The following is an 18,639-nucleotide window of genomic DNA, read 5'->3' on the forward strand; positions in this document are numbered from 1 at the left end:
TAGCGGTAAACGCGGCTTGTCGCAACGTTCACTTGTCTGCTTGCGCAAAACAAAAGGGCCGGAAACCGGCCCTTTATGCGTCAGGAGACGTTACTCGTCAGCGTCATCCGCTGCTTCATCATCGGTGTCCGCTTCCGGGACGATTTCATCATCCCCTTCCGCGACGCTGCCGTCGATAGAGTCGAGCTCTTCGTCATCCACCGGCTCAGCAACGCGTTGCAGACCGACGACGTTTTCATCTTCCGCAGTACGGATGAGGATAACGCCCTGGGTGTTACGACCCACCACGCTGATCTCTGACACGCGGGTACGCACCAGCGTACCGGCATCGGTGATCATCATGATCTGGTCCGCATCGTCCACCTGTACCGCGCCAACAACGGAACCGTTGCGCTCGGTCACTTTGATGGAGATAACGCCCTGCGTGCCGCGAGACTTGGTCGGGTATTCGCTTTCCGCCGTACGTTTACCGTAGCCGTTCTGAGTGACGGTCAGGATTGCGCCTTCGCCACGCGGAACGATCAGGGAAACCACGCTGTCTTCACCCGCCAGCTTGATACCACGCACGCCGGTCGCCGTACGACCCATTGCGCGCACGGCGTTCTCTTTAAAGCGCACCACTTTACCGGCCGCAGAGAACAGCATCACTTCATCAGAACCGGAGGTCAGATCCACGCCGATCAGCTCGTCGCCTTCGTTCAGGTTCACCGCGATGATCCCGGCGGAACGTGGACGGCTGAATTCGGTCAGCGCGGTTTTCTTCACGGTACCGCTCGCGGTTGCCATAAAGACGTTCACGCCCTCTTCGTACTCGCGTACCGGCAGAATGGCGGTGATACGTTCGTTCGCTTCCAGCGGCAGCAGGTTAACGATAGGTCGACCCCGCGCGCCACGGCTCGCTTCCGGCAGCTGATAGACTTTCATCCAGTACAGACGGCCCCGGCTGGAGAAGCAGAGGATCGTGTCGTGGGTGTTGGCCACCAGCAGACGGTCAATGAAGTCTTCTTCTTTAATACGCGCCGCAGATTTACCTTTACCGCCACGACGCTGTGCTTCGTAGTCGGTCAACGGCTGATACTTCACGTAACCCTGGTGAGACAGCGTCACGACCACGTCTTCGCGGTTGATCAGATCTTCAATGTTGATATCAGAGCTGTTGGCCGTGATTTCGGTGCGACGCTCGTCGCCGAACTGATCGCGAACCAGCTCCAGCTCTTCACGGATCACTTCCATCAGGCGCTCTGCGCTACCCAGGATATGCAGCAGCTCGGCAATCTGCTCCAGCAGCTCTTTGTACTCGTCGAGCAGTTTTTCATGCTCAAGGCCGGTCAGTTTCTGCAAACGCAGATCCAGAATCGCCTGGGCCTGCTGTTCAGTCAGATAGTACTGACCGTCACGCACGCCGAATTCCGGCTCCAGCCACTCAGGACGCGCAGCATCATCGCCGGCACGTTCCAGCATCGCCGCCACGTTGCCCAGATCCCATGGACGCGCAACCAGCGACGCCTTCGCTTCTGCCGGCGTCGGCGCACGGCGGATCAGCTCGATTATCGGGTCGATGTTCGCCAGCGCAACGGCCAGTGCTTCAAGGATATGGGCACGATCGCGCGCTTTGCGCAGTTCAAAGATGGTACGGCGAGTCACCACTTCACGGCGGTGACGCACAAACGCGCTCAGGATCTCTTTCAGGTTCATGATCTTCGGCTGGCCATGGTGCAGCGCAACCATGTTGATACCGAAGGAGACCTGAAGCTGAGTCTGGGAGTAAAGGTTGTTCAGCACAACTTCACCCACCGCGTCGCGCTTGATTTCAATCACGATGCGCATACCGTCTTTGTCAGACTCGTCGCGCAGCGCGCTGATGCCTTCAACGCGTTTTTCTTTTACCAGCTCGGCGATTTTTTCAATCAGACGCGCTTTGTTCACCTGATACGGGATCTCGTGAACAATAATGGTTTCACGGCCGGTTTTGGCGTCCGCTTCCACTTCGGCGCGGGCACGGATGTAAATCTTGCCGCGACCGGTACGGTACGCTTCTTCAATACCGCGACGGCCGTTGATGATTGCCGCCGTCGGGAAGTCCGGGCCCGGGATGTGTTCCATCAGCCCTTCAATGCTGATGTCTTCATCGTCGATGTAGGCCAGGCAGCCGTTAATCACTTCCGTGATGTTGTGCGGCGGAATATTGGTCGCCATACCCACTGCGATACCGGACGAACCGTTCACCAGCAGGTTTGGGATCTTCGTTGGCATAACGTCAGGAATTTTTTCCGTGCCGTCGTAGTTATCAACGAAATCAACCGTCTCTTTTTCCAGGTCAGCCATCAGCTCATGGGCAATCTTCGCCAGACGGATTTCCGTATAACGCATTGCCGCGGCGGAGTCGCCGTCGATAGAACCAAAGTTACCCTGACCATCTACCAGCATGTAACGCAGCGAGAAAGGCTGCGCCATACGGACAATGGTGTCGTACACCGCGATATCACCATGGGGATGGTATTTACCGATTACGTCACCAACGACACGGGCAGATTTTTTGTAGGCTTTATTCCAGTCATTGCCCAATACGTTCATGGCGTATAGTACGCGACGGTGTACCGGCTTAAGGCCATCGCGGACGTCCGGCAGCGCACGGCCAACAATGACCGACATCGCATAGTCCAGATAGGAGCTTTTCAGCTCTTCCTCGATGTTAACCGGTGTAATTTCTCTCGCAAGGTCGCTCATCTAACCGCTATCCCTCTACTGTATCCCGGATTCAAAGGTCGCAAATTATAACACAGCCGCGGTGATACAGGTAAACCTATACGCTTTATTCATAGGGATTGCCTGATATACTCATTTGTCTTGCTAAATAAGGAGTAAAAGCGCCCATGAATGCCGAAAAATCCCCGGTGGCTCACAACGTTGACCACGAAGAGATTGCCAAATTTGAAGCGGTGGCGTCCCGCTGGTGGGATCTCGAAGGTGAGTTCAAACCTCTGCATCGTATTAACCCGCTACGTCTGGGCTATATCGCGGAGCGTTCCGGCGGTCTGTTCGGTAAGAAAGTGCTCGACGTCGGCTGCGGTGGCGGCATCCTGGCGGAAAGCATGGCGCGCGAAGGGGCCACCGTCACCGGTCTGGACATGGGCTTCGAACCTCTACAGGTTGCGCGTCTTCATGCGCTGGAGTCCGGCGTACAGGTAGAATATGTCCAGGAAACCGTGGAAGAGCACGCGGCTAAACATGCGCACCAGTATGACGTGGTGACCTGCATGGAGATGCTGGAGCACGTTCCCGATCCGCAGTCGGTCGTCAGCGCCTGTGCAAAACTGGTGAAACCGGGTGGACAGGTCTTCTTCTCGACCATCAACCGCAACGGCAAAGCCTGGCTGATGGCCGTGGTAGGCGCGGAATATGTGCTGCGCATGGTGCCGAAAGGGACGCACGACGTGAAGAAGTTCATCAAGCCTGCCGAACTGCTGGGCTGGGTTGACCAGACATGGCTTAAGGAGCAGCACATGACGGGTCTGCACTACAATCCTCTGACGGATAAATTCAAACTTGCCCCGGGCGTGGATGTTAACTATATGTTGCACACAACCGCCAAAAACGACTAACGTCATTCGTTATTCTTATAAAGATTGCGCGACATCATGTTGCGCAATTCTGACCTCCCGTTGAAGAAATCAGCACTCGATCAAATTTTGAATTTTTTTTCTGGAATATTGACATCTCTTCCAGGCCTTACGGTACGAGGACTTAGCCTTTTTTACCCTTTCACAACCTCAATTTAACGTCAAAATCAACCCTTGTGCTGAAAAGATTCGATACTAGAATACTCACCATATAGCGTTCTTCTTATCGCAAAACCCCTATATGTAGTATTTATCCACAGAGTTAGTCACAAGACGGTTCTGTGGATAAGCGGGGGATATTTTTTTATTTCACGGACAGGTAAAAACCCACATGAATCAGAGTCTGCTGGTGACAAAGCGCGACGGTACTACCGAGCGTATCAATCTGGACAAAATCCATCGAGTTCTCGACTGGGCAGCAGAAGGACTGAACAACGTATCTATATCCCAGGTCGAACTGCGTTCTCACATTCAGTTCTACGACGGCATCAAAACGTCTGATATCCACGAAACCATTATCAAAGCAGCGGCAGATCTGATCTCCCGCGACGCACCGGATTATCAGTACCTCGCTGCGCGTCTGGCGATTTTCCACCTGCGTAAGAAAGCCTACGGCCAGTTCGAGCCGCCGAAGCTTTACGATCACGTAGTGAAAATGGTTGAGCTGGGCAAATACGACACGCATCTGCTGGAAGACTATACGGAAGAAGAGTTCGAGCAGATGAACGGGTTTATCGATCACTGGCGCGACATGAACTTCTCCTACGCGGCGGTGAAGCAGCTCGAAGGCAAATACCTGGTTCAGAACCGTGTGACGGGCGAAATCTACGAGAGCGCCCAGTTCCTCTATATTCTGGTGGCCGCCTGCCTGTTCTCTAATTATCCACGTGAAACCCGTCTGGACTACGTGAAGCGTTTCTACGATGCGGTCTCTACGTTCAAGATTTCTCTGCCTACGCCAATCATGTCTGGCGTGCGTACCCCTACCCGTCAGTTCAGCTCCTGCGTACTGATCGAGTGTGGTGACAGCCTGGATTCCATCAACGCGACCTCCAGCGCCATCGTGAAATACGTCTCCCAGCGTGCTGGTATCGGCATCAACGCTGGTCGTATCCGTGCACTGGGCAGCCCGATCCGCGGCGGTGAAGCGTTCCACACCGGCTGTATCCCGTTCTACAAGCACTTCCAGACGGCAGTAAAATCCTGCTCTCAGGGCGGCGTGCGCGGTGGCGCTGCCACCCTGTTCTACCCAATGTGGCACCTGGAAGTGGAAAGCCTGCTGGTTCTGAAGAACAACCGCGGCGTGGAAGGCAACCGCGTGCGTCACATGGACTACGGCGTGCAGATCAACAAGCTGATGTACACCCGCCTGCTGAAAGGTGAAGATATCACCCTGTTCAGCCCATCCGACGTCCCGGGTCTGTACGACGCGTTCTTCGCCGATCAGGACGAATTCGAGCGTCTGTACACCAAATACGAAAAAGACGACAGCATCCGCAAGCAGCGCGTGAAGGCGGTCGATCTGTTCTCCCTGATGATGCAGGAACGTGCCTCTACCGGCCGTATCTACATCCAGAACGTTGACCACTGCAACACCCACAGCCCGTTCGATCCGGTGGTTGCGCCAGTGCGCCAGTCCAACCTGTGCCTGGAGATCGCCCTGCCGACCAAACCGCTGGACGATGTGAACGATGAAAATGGTGAAATCGCCCTGTGTACGCTCTCTGCGTTCAACCTGGGTGCGATTAAGAGCCTGGACGAGCTGGAAGAGCTGGCCGTGCTGGCGGTTCGTGCGCTCGACGCCCTGCTGGACTACCAGGATTACCCAATCCCGGCGGCAAAACGCGGCGCAATGGGCCGTCGCACTTTAGGTATCGGCGTGATCAACTTCGCCTACTGGCTGGCGAAAAACGGCAAGCGTTACTCCGACGGCAGCGCCAACAATCTGACGCACCAGACGTTCGAAGCCATTCAGTACTACCTGATGAAAGCCTCCAACGAGCTGGCGAAAGAACAAGGCGCGTGCCCGTGGTTCAATGAAACCACCTACGCTAAAGGCATTTTGCCGATCGACACCTACAAAAAAGACCTGGATGCGATCGTCAGCGAGCCGCTGCACCTCGACTGGGAAGGCCTGCGCGAGTCCATTAAAACTCACGGCCTGCGTAACTCCACGCTCTCTGCCCTGATGCCGTCCGAGACCTCTTCGCAGATCTCCAACGCCACCAACGGTATTGAGCCACCGCGCGGCCACGTCAGCATCAAAGCGTCGAAAGACGGCGTGCTGCGTCAGGTGGTACCGGATTACGAAACGCTGGGCAACAACTACGAGCTGCTGTGGGAAATGCCAAACAACGACGGCTACCTCCAACTGGTGGGTATCATGCAGAAGTTTATCGACCAGTCGATCTCTGCCAATACCAACTACGACCCGACGCGCTTCCCGTCAGGCAAGGTTCCGATGCAGCAACTGCTGAAAGACCTGCTCACCGCCTACAAATTTGGCGTGAAAACGCTGTACTATCACAACACCCGTGATGGTGCGGAAGACGCCCAGGACGACCTGGTGCCGTCAATTCAGGACGATGGCTGCGAAAGCGGCGCATGTAAGATCTAATAAATTCCCTCACCCTAACCCTCTCCCACAGGGAGAGGGAACTCTTTCCCCCTCTCCCTGTGGGAGAGGGCCGGGGTGAGGGGAAATAACACCACAGGACTCACCGCAATGGCATATACCACCTTTTCACAGACGAAAAACGACCAGCTCAAAGAGCCGATGTTCTTCGGCCAGCCGGTCAACGTGGCACGCTACGATCAGCAAAAATATGACATCTTCGAAAAGCTGATTGAAAAGCAACTCTCCTTCTTCTGGCGTCCGGAAGAAGTTGACGTTTCCCGCGACCGTATCGATTTCCAGGCGCTGCCGGAACACGAAAAGCACATCTTCCTCAGCAACCTGAAATACCAGACGCTGCTGGACTCCATTCAGGGTCGTAGTCCGAACGTGGCGCTGCTGCCGCTGATCTCGATTCCTGAGCTGGAAACCTGGGTTGAGACCTGGGCGTTCTCCGAGACGATCCACTCCCGCTCTTACACCCACATCATCCGCAACATCGTTAACGATCCGGCGGTGGTGTTTGATGATATCGTCACCAACGAACAGATCCAGAAGCGCGCCGAAGGCATTGCGCACTACTATGACGAACTGATCGAGATGACCAGCTACTGGCATCTGCTGGGCGAAGGTACGCACAACGTGAACGGTAAAACCGTCACCGTAAACCTGCGGACCCTGAAAAAACAGCTCTATCTGTGCCTGATGAGCGTCAACGCCCTGGAAGCGATCCGCTTCTACGTGAGCTTCGCCTGCTCCTTCGCGTTTGCCGAGCGCAAACTGATGGAAGGCAACGCCAAAATTATCCGTCTGATTGCCCGTGACGAAGCCCTGCACCTGACCGGGACTCAGCATATGCTGAACCTGCTGCGCAGCGGTGCAGACGATCCGGAGATGGCGGAAATTGCGGAAGAGTGCAAACAGGAATGCTACGACCTGTTCGTGCTGGCGGCCCAGCAGGAGAAAGAGTGGGCAGACTACCTGTTCCGCGACGGCTCCATGATTGGCCTGAACAAAGACATTCTGTGCCAGTACGTTGAGTACATCACCAACATCCGCATGCAGGCCGTCGGTCTCGACCTGCCGTTCCAGACGCGCTCTAACCCAATCCCGTGGATCAACACCTGGCTGGTGTCCGATAACGTGCAGGTCGCGCCACAGGAAGTGGAAGTGAGTTCTTACCTGGTCGGTCAGATTGATTCTGAAGTCAACACCGACGACCTGAGCGATTTCCAGCTCTGATGAGCCGCGTAACGCTGAGCCTTTCGGGTACAGAGGTGTTGTGCCAGGAAGAGCACCCTTCTCTGCTGGTGGCGCTTGAAGCACATCAGGTAGAAGTCGAGTACCAGTGTCGTGAAGGCTACTGCGGCTCCTGCCGCTGCCGTCTGGTCGCAGGCCAGGTAGACTGGCTGACCGAACCGCTAGCCTTTATCAGTGAAGGGGAAATTTTGCCCTGCTGCTGCCGGGCAAAAGGCGATATTGAGATCGAGATGTGATGTTGTCCTTATCCCCTCTCCCGGTGGGAGAGGGTTAGGGTGAGGGCATGAGGCCGCAGAGCCTGATTGTCGGGTGGCGGCTTCGCCTTACCCGACCTACAAAACCTACTTCCGGTGAATGAATTCGACCGCTTTATCCGGGAAATCCGTAAACAATCCGTCCACATCCGCCTGGTTATACAGCACGTCGTAAAGCTGATCCACGTCCGTCGCATACTCCGGCAGCTGGTCTGCACGCACGGTATACGGATGCACCTGCATCTTGCTCGCATGCGCCTCTTTCACCATCGCCGTCAGCTTCACGTGGCCCGGCGTTGAGCCTTCCGCCACCAGCATGTGGTAATCCGGCCCGATGCCGTCGGCGTACTGCGCAATCTGCTTCATCGCGCCCGGCTTAAACATCCAGTCGTAGCTGTAGTTCACCCACTTCCCGTCCGGCTGTTTTTCCTGAGTTTCATTCCAGTCGGTATAGGCAATCAGCTGCACCAGATTGAGATCCATTCCCATCTTCGGCTCCAGCTCAGTTTTGATGCGCTTCAGTTCCGCGGCATCGAAACATTGCAGGAAAACCTTATCCTGCTTGCTGGTGTAGCCGTACTTTTTCAGTACCTCCAGCGTCTTCGCGGCAATGTCTTTTCCTTCCTGATGGTGGAACCACGGCGCTTTGATTTCCGGGTAGATACCGATATTTTTGCCCGTCGAGTGGTTCAGCCCCTGAACAAACTCGATCTCCTCTTCGAAGGTGTGAATACGGAAGTCAGACTTGCCCATCGGGAAACGCCCCGGATAGACCTGCACCTTCTTGCGTTTTCAATCTCGAAGCCCTCGGTAAACTTCAGCGAGCGGATCTCCGCCAGCGTGAAGTCGATGGCGTAGTAGCGGCCATCTTTACGGGCGCGGTTCGGGAAACGCTCCGCCACGTCCGTCACGCGGTCAAGATAGTGGTCATGCAGAACGACCAGCTGGTCGTCCTTCGTCATCACCAGATCCTGCTCCAGATAATCCGCGCCCTGGGCATAGGCCATCGCTTTTGCCGGCAGCGTATGCTCCGGCAGATAACCGCTGGCGCCACGGTGGGCGATCACGATTTTATCTGCCGCCAGCGCGGAGCCTGTCATCAGGCCCGCCAGCAGCAGGCCTGTCGCTAACTGAGTTAATTTCATCGCAATGCTCCTTACTGACGACGCGCCAGCACCTCGGCATGGTGACGTTTTTCACCAATCATCACGACGATCAACAGCAGAACCGCCAGCACGCTGCCGCCAATCATCACCATAAAGCCACCGTCCCAGCCGAAGAAATCGACGGTGTAACCGACGATGGCACTTGCCGCCACTGAACCGCCGAGGTAGCCAAACAGACCGGTAAAGCCTGCCGCCGTGCCTGCCGCTTTCTTCGGTGCCAGCTCCAGCGCGTGCAGGCCGATCAGCATAACCGGTCCATAAATCAGGAAGCCGATTACGATCATACAGGCCATATCCACACCCGGATTACCCGGCGGGTTAAGCCAGTAAACGACTGTCGCGATGGTCACCAGCGTCATAAAGAACACGCCTGTCGCCCCACGGTTACCCTTAAACACTTTGTCCGACATCCAGCCGCAGATCAGCGTGCCGGGAATGCCCGCGTATTCATACAGGAAATAGGCCCAGGAGGATTTATCCAGCGCGAAGTGCTTCACCTCTTTCAGGTAAGTCGGGGACCAGTCGAGGATGCCGTAGCGCAGCAGGTAGACAAACACGTTCGCCACCGCGATGTACCACAGCAGCTTGTTTGGCAGCACATACTTCATGAAGATCTGTTTCGCGGTCAGCTCTTCTTCGTGCTTCTCGCTGTAATCATCCGGGTAGTCGTTTTTGTACTCTTCAATCGGCGGCAGGCCGCAGGACTGCGGCGTGTCGCGCATCAGGGCGAAGGCGATAATCGCCACCAGAATGGCGCCAAAGGCAGGCATATAGAGCGCCGCGTGCCAGTCGTTGAACCAGGCCATCCCCAGCAGGAACAGCAGCGGCGGAAGCCCGCCCCCGACGTTATGCGCGCAGTTCCAGACCGATACAATCCCACCGCGCTCTTTCTGTGACCACCAGTGCACCATGGTACGTCCGCATGGCGGCCACCCCATCCCCTGGAACCAGCCGCAGAGGAACAGCAGTACGAACATGACGGCAATGCTGGAGGTCGCCCATGGCACAAAGCCCATGAACAGCATCACCGCTGCCGCGAGGATCAGACCGGCGGGCAGGAACACGCGCGGATTCGAGCGATCCGACACCGACCCCATAATGAACTTCGAAAAACCGTACGCGATGGAGATCCCCGACAGCGCAAAGCCCAGATCGCCGCGGGAGAAGCCTTGTTCCACCAGGTACGGCATGGCGAGCGCAAAGTTTTTACGTACCAGATAGTACGCCGCATACCCGAAGAAGATCCCGAGGAAGATTTGCCAACGCAGACGGCGGTAGAGAGGATCAATCTCTGCCTCTGGCAGTCGCGCCCGGTGTGGCGCAGGTTTAAAGATACTGAGCATAACAGCCTCCGTGGCCTTTCAAAAATGACCGGGCATCTCGCGCCCGGCTACAGAGGCGGCGATGTTAAGAAATCACGGTGAATGTTACTGTGAATCAACGCACAGATTGTTACAGAAATATGACAGAATGCGCAAAAAAGCGCATGAAATCACGTTTCACTTTCGAATTTCGCGCGTTTATGTTCGAAATCAAACAAACCACACGATCAATGTGGCTAAATGCTAAAAAACGAACATAGAGGAAAGGCAATGACAATTCACGATCCACGCTTCAGCGATGTGATTATCATTGGCGGTGGCGCGACGGGTGCCGGCATCGCACGCGACTGCGCCCTGCGGGGATTGAGCGTCACGCTTCTGGAACGCCACGACATCGCCACCGGCGCAACGGGGCGTAACCACGGTCTGTTGCACAGCGGCGCCCGCTATGCGGTCACTGACGCTGAGTCCGCGCGCGAGTGTATTGCTGAAAACCAGATCCTCAGGCGCATCGCCCGCCACTGCGTTGAACCGACCAACGGCCTTTTTATCACCCTTCCCGAGGATGACCTCGGCTTTCAGCAAACCTTTATTACCGCCTGCACGGCGGCAGGCATTCAGGCCGAGGCGCTCGATCCTGCGCAGGCGCGCCGTCTGGAACCCTCGGTGAACCCGGCGTTACTGGGCGCGGTAAAAGTGCCTGACGGAACCATTGATCCTTTCCGCCTGACCGCCGCCAATATGCTCGACGCGCGGGAACACGGCGCACAGATCCTGACCGGGCATCACGTCACCGGGCTTATTCGTGAAGGTAATACCGTGCGCGGGGTGCGCGTGTGTGATACGCAGTACAATGAACACCGCGAGCTGTATGCCACCGTCGTGGTCAACGCGGCAGGGATCTGGGGCCAGCGCATCGCGGAATACGCCGATTTATCCGTCCGCATGTTCCCGGCCAAAGGCTCGCTGCTGATCCTCGACCATCGCATCAATAACCATGTCATCAACCGCTGCCGTAAACCGTCTGACGCCGACATCCTCGTGCCGGGGGACACCATTTCGTTGATCGGCACGACCTCAATGCATGTGGACTACAGCGAAATTGATTACAACCGCGTCACCGCTGAAGAGGTGGATATCCTGCTGCGCGAAGGGGAAAAGCTGGCCCCGGTGATGGCGCAGACGCGTATTCTGCGTGCCTACGCGGGCGTGCGTCCCCTTGTCGCCAGCGATAACGATCCGAGCGGGCGTAACGTCAGCCGCGGCATCGTGCTGCTCGATCACGCCGAACGTGACGGCATGGACGGGTTTATCACCATTACCGGCGGCAAGCTGATGACCTACCGGCTGATGGCCCAGTGGGCCACCGATGCCGTCTGCCGTAAGCTCGGCAACACCGCGCCGTGCGTGACAGCGGAGCGGGCCCTGCCCGGCTCGCAGCAATCGACAGAAAAAACGCTGCACAAAATCATTTCACTTCCTGCCCCGCTTCGCGGTTCGGCGATTTACCGCCACGGCGACCGCACCCCGACCTGGCTTGGTGAAGGGCGACTCAGCCGCAGCCTGGTGTGCGAATGCGAAGCCGTGACCGCAGGCGAGGTGCAATATGCCGTGGAAAACCTGACGGTGAACAACCTGCTTGATTTACGCCGCCGCACGCGCGTCGGGATGGGCACCTGTCAGGGGGAACTGTGCGCCTGCCGTGCCGCCGGGCTGCTACAACGTTTTCATGCCACCTCCTCAACCCAGTCGCTCGCCCAGCTCAGCGATTTTTTAAATGAGCGCTGGAAAGGCATTCAGCCCGTCGCCTGGGGCGATGCCCTGCGCGAAAGTGAGTTTACCCGCTGGGTCTATCAGGGACTTTGCGGTCTGGAGAAGGAGCACAACCATGAAATTTGATACCGTGATTGTGGGTGGAGGGCTGGCGGGCCTGCTGTGCGGTCTCAAACTGACGCAGCGGGGTCTGCGCTGCGCCATTGTCACTCGCGGTCAAAGTGCCCTGCACTTCTCTTCCGGCTCGCTGGATTTACTGGGCGCGCTATCGTTCGCCGATCTGCCGCCTGAACATCCCTACCGCCTGACGGGCGCAGAGAATATGGCCCGCTTTGCCTGCGAAACCGAACACCTGCTGACCGCCTGCGGCGCACGCATGCAGGGTGACGCCGAGCAAAATCATCAGCGCGTCACGCCGCTCGGCACTCTGCGCGCCGCCTGGCTTAGCCCGGAAGAGGTGCCTGTCGCCCCCATCGCTGCCGGGCACGTGCGGGTGGTGGGGATCAGCGGTTTCCTTGATTTCCAGCCGCATCTTGCCGCCGCGTCTCTCAGACAGCAAGGCATTCAGGTGGATACGGAGGAGATTGATCTCCCCGAGCTCGACGTGCTGCGCGAAAACCCCAGCGAGTTTCGTGCGGTGAACATTGCCCGCCTGCTGGATAATGAACGCTACTGGCCGCAGCTGTACGCGGCGCTTCAACCGCTCGGCGAGACCTGCGACGCCCTGTTTATGCCCGCCTGTTTTGGCTTAACGGACAACCGGCTCTGGCGCTGGCTCTCGGCGCGCCTGCCCTGTACGCTCGGTTTACTGCCGACGCTCCCCCCTTCCGTGCCCGGCATTCGTCTGCATACCCAGCTTCAACGTCAGTTTGTCGCCCAGGGTGGCGTCTGGTTGGCAGGCGACGAGGTGAAAAAAATCACCCTGGCAGAGGGCGCGGTAAGCGAAATCTGGACCCGCAACCACGGCGACATCCCGCTTCGTGCACGCTATACGGTGCTGGCAAGCGGCAGTTTTTTCAGTAACGGTCTGCTGAGCAGCCGGGATGGCGTGCGTGAGGCAATTCTCGGGCTGGATGTCCGGCAAAGCGCTTCCCGCGCGGACTGGTATCAAAGCGATTTCTTCACCCCGCAGCCCTGGCAGCAGTTCGGCGTGATCGTCGACACCCAGCTGCGCCCGCAGCTGGGCGGGGAACCGGTTGAAAATCTTTACGCCATCGGCTCGGTTCTGGGCGGGTACGATCCCGTGGCACAGGGCTGCGGTGGCGGCGTCTGCGCCGTCACCGCGCTGCATGTCGCGGAGCAGATTATCCAGCGCAGGGAGGGAGCACAATGAACGACACCCGATTTGAAAGCTGTATCAAATGCACGGTCTGCACCACGGTTTGCCCGGTCAGCGGCGTCGATCCGCGCTATCCCGGCCCGAAACAGGCCGGCCCCGACGGGGAGCGTCTGCGCCTGAAGGACGGCGCGCTCTACGACGAGGCGCTGAAATACTGTATCAACTGTAAACGCTGCGAAGTTGCCTGCCCGTCGGACGTGAAAATAGGCGATATCATCCAGCGCGCCCGCGCCCGCTACAGTACGCAAAAACCGACGCTGCGCGACGCGATACTAAGCCACACCGATCTGATGGGCAGCCTCTCGACGCCTTTCGCGCCGGTCGTCAATGCCGCCACCGCCCTGAAGCCGGTGCGCAGGCTGCTGGATGCGACGCTCAAAATCGACCATCACCGCAGTCTGCCGAAATATTCTCACGGCACCTTCCGCCGCTGGTATAAATCCGTGGCGGCAGAACAGGCGCAGTTCGCTGAGCAGGTTGCCTTCTTCCACGGCTGCTACGTGAACTACAACCATCCGCAGCTGGGGAAAGACCTGCTGAAAGTGCTGAACGCCATGGGGACGGGCGTTCAGCTGCTGAGCAAAGAGAAGTGCTGCGGCGTTCCGCTGATTGCCAACGGTTTTACCGACAAAGCGCGCAGGCAGGCGAAAAGCAACGTCACCGCTTTACGCGAGGCGATCGTCGACAAAGGGATACCGGTACTGGCGACGTCGTCAACCTGTACCTTCACGCTGCGCGATGAATATCCGCATCTGCTGGATGTGGATAACACCGGCTTGCGCGAGCACATTGAGCTGGCGACCCGTTTTCTCTGGCGCAAGCTGGACAGCGGGCAGACGTTACCGCTGGGCAAATTGCCGCTGAAGGTGGTGTATCACACGCCATGTCATATGGAGAAGATGGGCTGGTCGATCTATACGCTGGAGCTGCTGCGGCTGATCCCGGGGCTGGAGCTGACGGTGCTGGACTCACGCTGCTGCGGCATCGCTGGCACCTACGGATTCAAGCGTGAAAACTACCCAACGTCACAGGCCATTGGCGCGCCGCTGTTCCGGCAGATTGAAGAGAGCGGCGCAGATATCGTGGTGACGGATTGTGAAACCTGCAAGTGGCAGATCGAGATGTCCACCAGCAAACGCTGTGAACATCCCATTACCTTGCTGGCAAACGCACTGGCGTAACCGTTGCCGGGGACACTGCCCCGGCACATCCTCACTCTACGAACAGCGATTCCACGACGTTGATCCAGCCGTGCTCGCTGGCGACCTCTTTCCCGTTCAGCCAGCGGCGCAGCATGTTCAGCGCCATCATCGCGCACACCTCCTGACGCACGGCCAGGCTGTGGCGGGTAATGCTCATCCTGACCCGCAGGGCGTGCGTCCCTTCCGGCGTTGCCAGGGCAAAGTTGAGGTGCTCCTCATCCAGCCCGCCCACAAACAGCGCCAGCCCCGCGAAATGCTTCACTCTGCGCTCGGACGCCCAGCGCGCCGTCTGCGCCAGCGTCTCCTGCTGGAACGGCACCACTTCACTGGCCAGCAGCGGCGCACCCGCCCGGGTAAGCTGAAGCGCCAGAAGCCCACCGGTAAACTGCTCGCTTAGCGTCACGCTCAACTGGCGGGACTGCAAATGCGCTGCGATCTGCGCCGGCAGCCCTTCCGTTCCTTCGAAAATCAGGCTTTCCCCGGCGACGCGCTGCACTTCCGGCCACAGTGCCAGCATAGCGGCTTTCTCTGACGCCGGTCCGGTCAGCTTCAGTTCAATAATCGGCATGGAGGAGCGATAGCCCATCGACACGCCGGGAGGCAGTTGCAGGTGATCGAGGCTCTGGGCCAGGTCGCTTTCCGAGCGGCCAAAGGTGGTCAGACGCAGGCACAGCGGCGGTTCAGGCAGCGTGAAGCGCGCGCGCAGGCGCGGCAGGATCTGCTGCTCGACCATCACTTTAAATTCCGACGGCACGCCCGGGGTGAAGAACATCAGGCAGCGGTTCAGCTGAACGGCAAACCCGCAGGCGGTGCCGACCGGGTTATCAATCAGTTCCGCGCTGGCGGGAATTTCAGCCTGCTTGCGGTTGCTGGGGGCCATCACGCGGCCACGCTCGGAGAAAAATCGCTCCATCTGTGCCAGCCACGCCTCGTGCAGGACCAGGCCTTCACCTCTGGCCGTGGCGGCGGCCAGCGCGCTGAGATCGTCGCTGGTGGGCCCAAGCCCGCCGTTCACAATCAGCACGTCGCAGCGTTCGCTGCGCTCGCGCAGAACGTTGACCAGCGACTCAAGATTGTCACCCACGGTGTTGCGGCGCGTTAACGGTAATCCTTGCTCAAAGAAGAGATCGGCGAGCCAGGCGGCATTGGTATCAATGATTTGCCCATGCAGCACTTCGTCGCCAGTGGATAACATTTCCACGTTTATCATTGTGTTCTCCCATTTCAATGGTCAAAACACTATAGCGCAATCGAAGACCGGGGGAAGAGAGAAACTGGCGCGACTGAACGCCGCGCCGAAAGGATTAGAAACCTGCGCTCACACCGATGTAGGGACCATCTGCCAGCGCGTTGTCGCGGTGGCCGTCTTTACCCGCCAGGTTCAGATAACGATAACCCGCTTCGATGGTGACAGGACGGATGATGGTCCAGCGTCCACCCACGTTGGCTTCCTCATAGCTATCGATACCGCTGGAGAGGGAATCCGGAGAGTAGTAGTACTCACCGAACAGGCCAAAGCTGTCGCCGATTTTCCATTGCAAACCGCCGCCCACTGCCGCCGCGTAACCTTCGTCACCGTCGTTCGGGTTGGTGTAAATCCCTTTACCGCCGACTGTCGCCAGGAAAGGACCCAAAGGTACGTTGAAGCCCAGCCCCAGGCTTGCCGCATCCCCATCGTCGTCGTTATGCGTCCAGCCGCCGGTCATCGCCAGGCCTGCGCTATCCGTGCCAAGACCAAAGCCCAGGTGGGTATAATCTTCGCCCGCCGAGCCGTTGAAGGAAATAGCGTTGGCTGCTGCCGATACAAACATCAGGCCTAAGCCCATTAATGCCACTTTTTTCATTGTCGTGATCCCGCACAATATATTCAGAGATGTCCAAAAACCGCGAGATTTTAACCTGACTGTCTGTGGGATCAATGCGCTCAGTGGACATCGGGCAATTAGTTTGTAACGATTTGATAATATCGGTATTTATATCATCAATAAAAAACGCATTTTTACGCACAGGCCGCCCAGATTTTCACTGTGCATCAGCTGAAGATGGCTGCGGTGCAGGCGGGCAATATCGTTGGCCAGCGCTAGGCCAATGCCGGACCCGGCGGCATCGCCCACGTTATCCAGCCGATGAAACGGCAGCATGGCCTGGGAGATCTGGTCTTCGGCAATACCCGGTCCGCTGTCCTCCACGCTCAGCTCAACGGCATCGTTATCCATGCGCAGGTACACCGTCACGATGCCCTGCTCCGGCGTGTATTTGATCGCATTCTCCAGCAGGTTAGCGCAGAGTTCGCCCAGCAAAACGTCATCCCCCTCAATCATTACCGGCTGCTGTACGCCGTCATAACCGAGATCGATACCCTTGCTGCGCGCCTGTGCCAGCCGCGAAAAGCAGCAGTTTTGCACCACCTGCACCAGATCGACAGGGGCAAACTGTCGCTCCCCCTGCTCTTTCCGCTTCACCGCCGAAAGCTGTAACAGCCTTTCCGTCAGCACGATGGTGTTATCCAGCGTAACGTTCATTGCCCGTAAGCTCTCCTGCCACAGCGCCGGATCGTTACGCGTCAGAGCAACGGATACCTGCGTTTTTAGCACCGCCAGCGGCGTTTTGAGCTGGTGTGAGGCATCGGCATTGAAGCGCTCCTGCCGCGAAAGTACGCCGCGCAACCGGTCGATGTAACGGTTAAACGCCACAATCAGCAGCCGCGTTTCCGACCAGGGCAGCAGCTCCGGCAGCGGGGCCAGCAGCCCGGGCTCACGGCGCACCATCAGCGAAGAGAGTTGCCGCATTGGGCGCAGCACGCGGCGCAGCAGCCAGGCGGTCAGGACCAGCGTCAGCAGCACCAGCAGCCCCTGCGACACGAGTGAGGAAAACAGCAGCTGTGTGGCCAGATAGCGCCGCGACTGCAACGTTTCTGCGACATAAATTTCCGCCATCCCGAACACATTATCTTCGTTAACCGGCTGGAGCAGCTTCGCCACGCGGATCGCCTGCCCGCGATACTCGGTATGATAAAACCACGCCAGCGCCGGATAGTGAGTGGTACGCGACGTGGAGGGAGGCATATTTGGCAGATCGTCATAGCCGGAGATCGTCCGCCCGTCAGGGTCAACCACCTTGTAGTAGAGGCGATCGTTCATGTTCAGCTCAAAGCTGTCGAGCACGACCCAGGGCACGTTCACCAGCAGCTTGCCCTTGTGCACCACCAGCCGCTCAGACACGGTGCGCGCCGAGGATAACAGCGTACGGTCATAGGCCTGCGTCGCCGCCTGTAGCGCGCTAACGTAGCTGTTAAAGGCTGACAGCCCCCATAACAGCAGCAGCGGCAAACCCAGAAAGAGCAAAAGTTGCAGGTAAAGCGACTGCGGCTTAACCCACTTCATCGCCGCACTCCAGCACGTAGCCCAGTCCCCGGAGGGTGGTGATCCGCACGCCGCTGCCGGTCAGCTTCTTACGCAGGCGGTGAATATAGAGATCGATACTCTCGGGGCTGACGTCGTCGTTCAGGCTGAACACCTGGTCGAAGAGCTGTTGCCGGGAGACCGGACGGGTCCGGCGGTGCATCAGCACCTTCAGCAAAGAGAGTTCGCGTGGCGTGAGGGAAAGGGGTTCATCGCGCAGCAGAAAAAAGCCTTCATCCTCGTACTCCAGCTCTCCCAGCCGCTGGCGCTCCTGGGTTCGTCCTTCACTGCGGCGCAGCAGCGCACGCAGGCGGGCATCAAGCTCCTCCAGCTCGAACGGCTTCGGCAGATAGTCATCCGCCCCGGCATTCAGCCCTTTCACCCTGTCTGCTACGTTGCTGCGGGCGGTGAGAAACAGCACCGGCAGCGTCTGCCCGCGCTTTCTCAGACGATGCACCACCTCCAGCCCGCCGAAGCCGGGCATGCCGATATCAAGGATCGCGACGGCATAGTTTTCCCCCTGCAAAAGGTGATCGGCCGCCCGTCCATCGTTGACGCAATCCACGGCAAATCCGCTTTGTACCAGCGCTTTCTCCAGCCAGTGAGCCAGCTCACGATTATCTTCCGCGAGTAAGAGACGCATATCACATCCTGTAAAGTTGGTGTCGCAGTGAAAGGGAAATGAAAG

The 18,639-nt window shown here is 57.9% G+C and carries 13 protein-coding genes and 1 pseudogene; 7 read left to right on the top strand and 7 right to left on the bottom strand.

Annotation, left to right across the window (positions count from 1 at the left end; all coding sequences use genetic code 11):
- Positions 1-90 precede the first annotated feature (90 nt).
- Positions 91-2,727: a DNA topoisomerase (ATP-hydrolyzing) subunit A gene (gene gyrA, locus L2Y28_RS15005; RefSeq protein WP_022648800.1), complete on the bottom strand. Its 2,637-nt coding sequence runs from the start codon at positions 2,725-2,727 to the stop codon at positions 91-93.
- 146 nt (positions 2,728-2,873) lie between these two features.
- Between gyrA and ubiG the strand changes: the two genes are divergently transcribed.
- The 4 genes from ubiG to yfaE all read left to right on the top strand — a co-directional run bounded on the left by ubiG (position 2,874) and on the right by yfaE (position 7,730).
- Complete coding sequence (gene ubiG, locus L2Y28_RS15010) at positions 2,874-3,602, top strand: bifunctional 2-polyprenyl-6-hydroxyphenol methylase/3-demethylubiquinol 3-O-methyltransferase UbiG (RefSeq protein WP_006811346.1); 729 nt, start codon at positions 2,874-2,876, stop codon at positions 3,600-3,602.
- A gap of 349 nt (positions 3,603-3,951) precedes the next feature.
- Complete coding sequence (gene nrdA / locus L2Y28_RS15015) at positions 3,952-6,237, top strand: class 1a ribonucleoside-diphosphate reductase subunit alpha (RefSeq protein ID WP_022648801.1); 2,286 nt, start codon at positions 3,952-3,954, stop codon at positions 6,235-6,237.
- Between the two features lie 108 nt (positions 6,238-6,345).
- Positions 6,346-7,476, top strand: coding sequence for a class Ia ribonucleoside-diphosphate reductase subunit beta (gene nrdB / locus L2Y28_RS15020; RefSeq protein ID WP_022648802.1), 1,131 nt, complete (start codon positions 6,346-6,348; stop codon positions 7,474-7,476).
- The gene (yfaE, locus tag L2Y28_RS15025) at positions 7,476-7,730 is read left to right on the top strand and encodes a class I ribonucleotide reductase maintenance protein YfaE (RefSeq protein WP_003859419.1); all 255 of its coding nucleotides are present in this window, start codon (positions 7,476-7,478) and stop codon (positions 7,728-7,730) included. Before nrdB ends, yfaE begins: the two co-directional genes overlap by 1 nt.
- Positions 7,731-7,835: 105 nt before the next feature.
- Here yfaE and glpQ read toward each other — a convergent pair.
- Positions 7,836-8,893, bottom strand: a pseudogene (glpQ, locus tag L2Y28_RS15030) (glycerophosphodiester phosphodiesterase).
- An 11-nt stretch (positions 8,894-8,904) separates the two neighbouring features.
- Positions 8,905-10,257 (bottom strand): glycerol-3-phosphate transporter, encoded by a 1,353-nt coding sequence (glpT, locus tag L2Y28_RS15035; RefSeq protein WP_022648804.1) that lies wholly within the window; start codon positions 10,255-10,257, stop codon positions 8,905-8,907.
- Between the two features lie 249 nt (positions 10,258-10,506).
- Here glpT and glpA point away from each other — a divergent pair, with 249 nt between their 5' ends.
- The 3 genes from glpA to glpC are packed head-to-tail and all read left to right on the top strand — an operon-like array spanning position 10,507 to position 14,529.
- A complete protein-coding gene (gene glpA / locus L2Y28_RS15040) occupies positions 10,507-12,135 on the top strand; it encodes an anaerobic glycerol-3-phosphate dehydrogenase subunit A (RefSeq protein WP_022648805.1) in 1,629 nt (542 codons plus the stop codon).
- A complete protein-coding gene (gene glpB / locus L2Y28_RS15045) occupies positions 12,125-13,342 on the top strand; it encodes a glycerol-3-phosphate dehydrogenase subunit GlpB (RefSeq protein ID WP_022648806.1) in 1,218 nt (405 codons plus the stop codon). Before glpA ends, glpB begins: the two co-directional genes overlap by 11 nt.
- Positions 13,339-14,529 carry an anaerobic glycerol-3-phosphate dehydrogenase subunit GlpC gene (glpC, locus tag L2Y28_RS15050; RefSeq protein ID WP_022648807.1) on the top strand — a complete coding sequence of 397 codons (1,191 nt, stop codon included), beginning with the start codon at positions 13,339-13,341 and terminating at the stop codon, positions 14,527-14,529. Before glpB ends, glpC begins: the two co-directional genes overlap by 4 nt.
- Before the next feature lie 31 nt (positions 14,530-14,560).
- Here glpC and L2Y28_RS15055 read toward each other — a convergent pair whose 3' ends face one another.
- The 4 genes from L2Y28_RS15055 to tctD all read right to left on the bottom strand — a co-directional run bounded on the left by L2Y28_RS15055 (position 14,561) and on the right by tctD (position 18,594).
- Positions 14,561-15,760, bottom strand: coding sequence for a nicotinamide mononucleotide deamidase-related protein YfaY (locus tag L2Y28_RS15055; protein ID WP_022648808.1), 1,200 nt, complete (start codon positions 15,758-15,760; stop codon positions 14,561-14,563).
- Positions 15,761-15,854: 94 nt separating this feature from the next.
- Complete coding sequence (locus L2Y28_RS15060; RefSeq protein WP_022648809.1) at positions 15,855-16,394, bottom strand: YfaZ family outer membrane protein; 540 nt, start codon at positions 16,392-16,394, stop codon at positions 15,855-15,857.
- Between the two features lie 129 nt (positions 16,395-16,523).
- Positions 16,524-17,933, bottom strand: a complete 1,410-nt coding sequence (locus tag L2Y28_RS15065) for a sensor histidine kinase (RefSeq protein WP_022648810.1) — start codon at positions 17,931-17,933, stop codon at positions 16,524-16,526.
- Positions 17,920-18,594, bottom strand: a complete 675-nt coding sequence (tctD, locus tag L2Y28_RS15070; protein WP_022648811.1) for a transcriptional regulator TctD — start codon at positions 18,592-18,594, stop codon at positions 17,920-17,922. Before tctD ends, L2Y28_RS15065 begins: the two co-directional genes overlap by 14 nt.
- Between the last annotated feature and the right edge of the window lie 45 nt (positions 18,595-18,639).

It is taken from the genome of Enterobacter sp. JH25, from assembly GCF_021725435.1.
Lineage (GTDB): Bacteria > Pseudomonadota > Gammaproteobacteria > Enterobacterales > Enterobacteriaceae > Enterobacter > Enterobacter intestinihominis.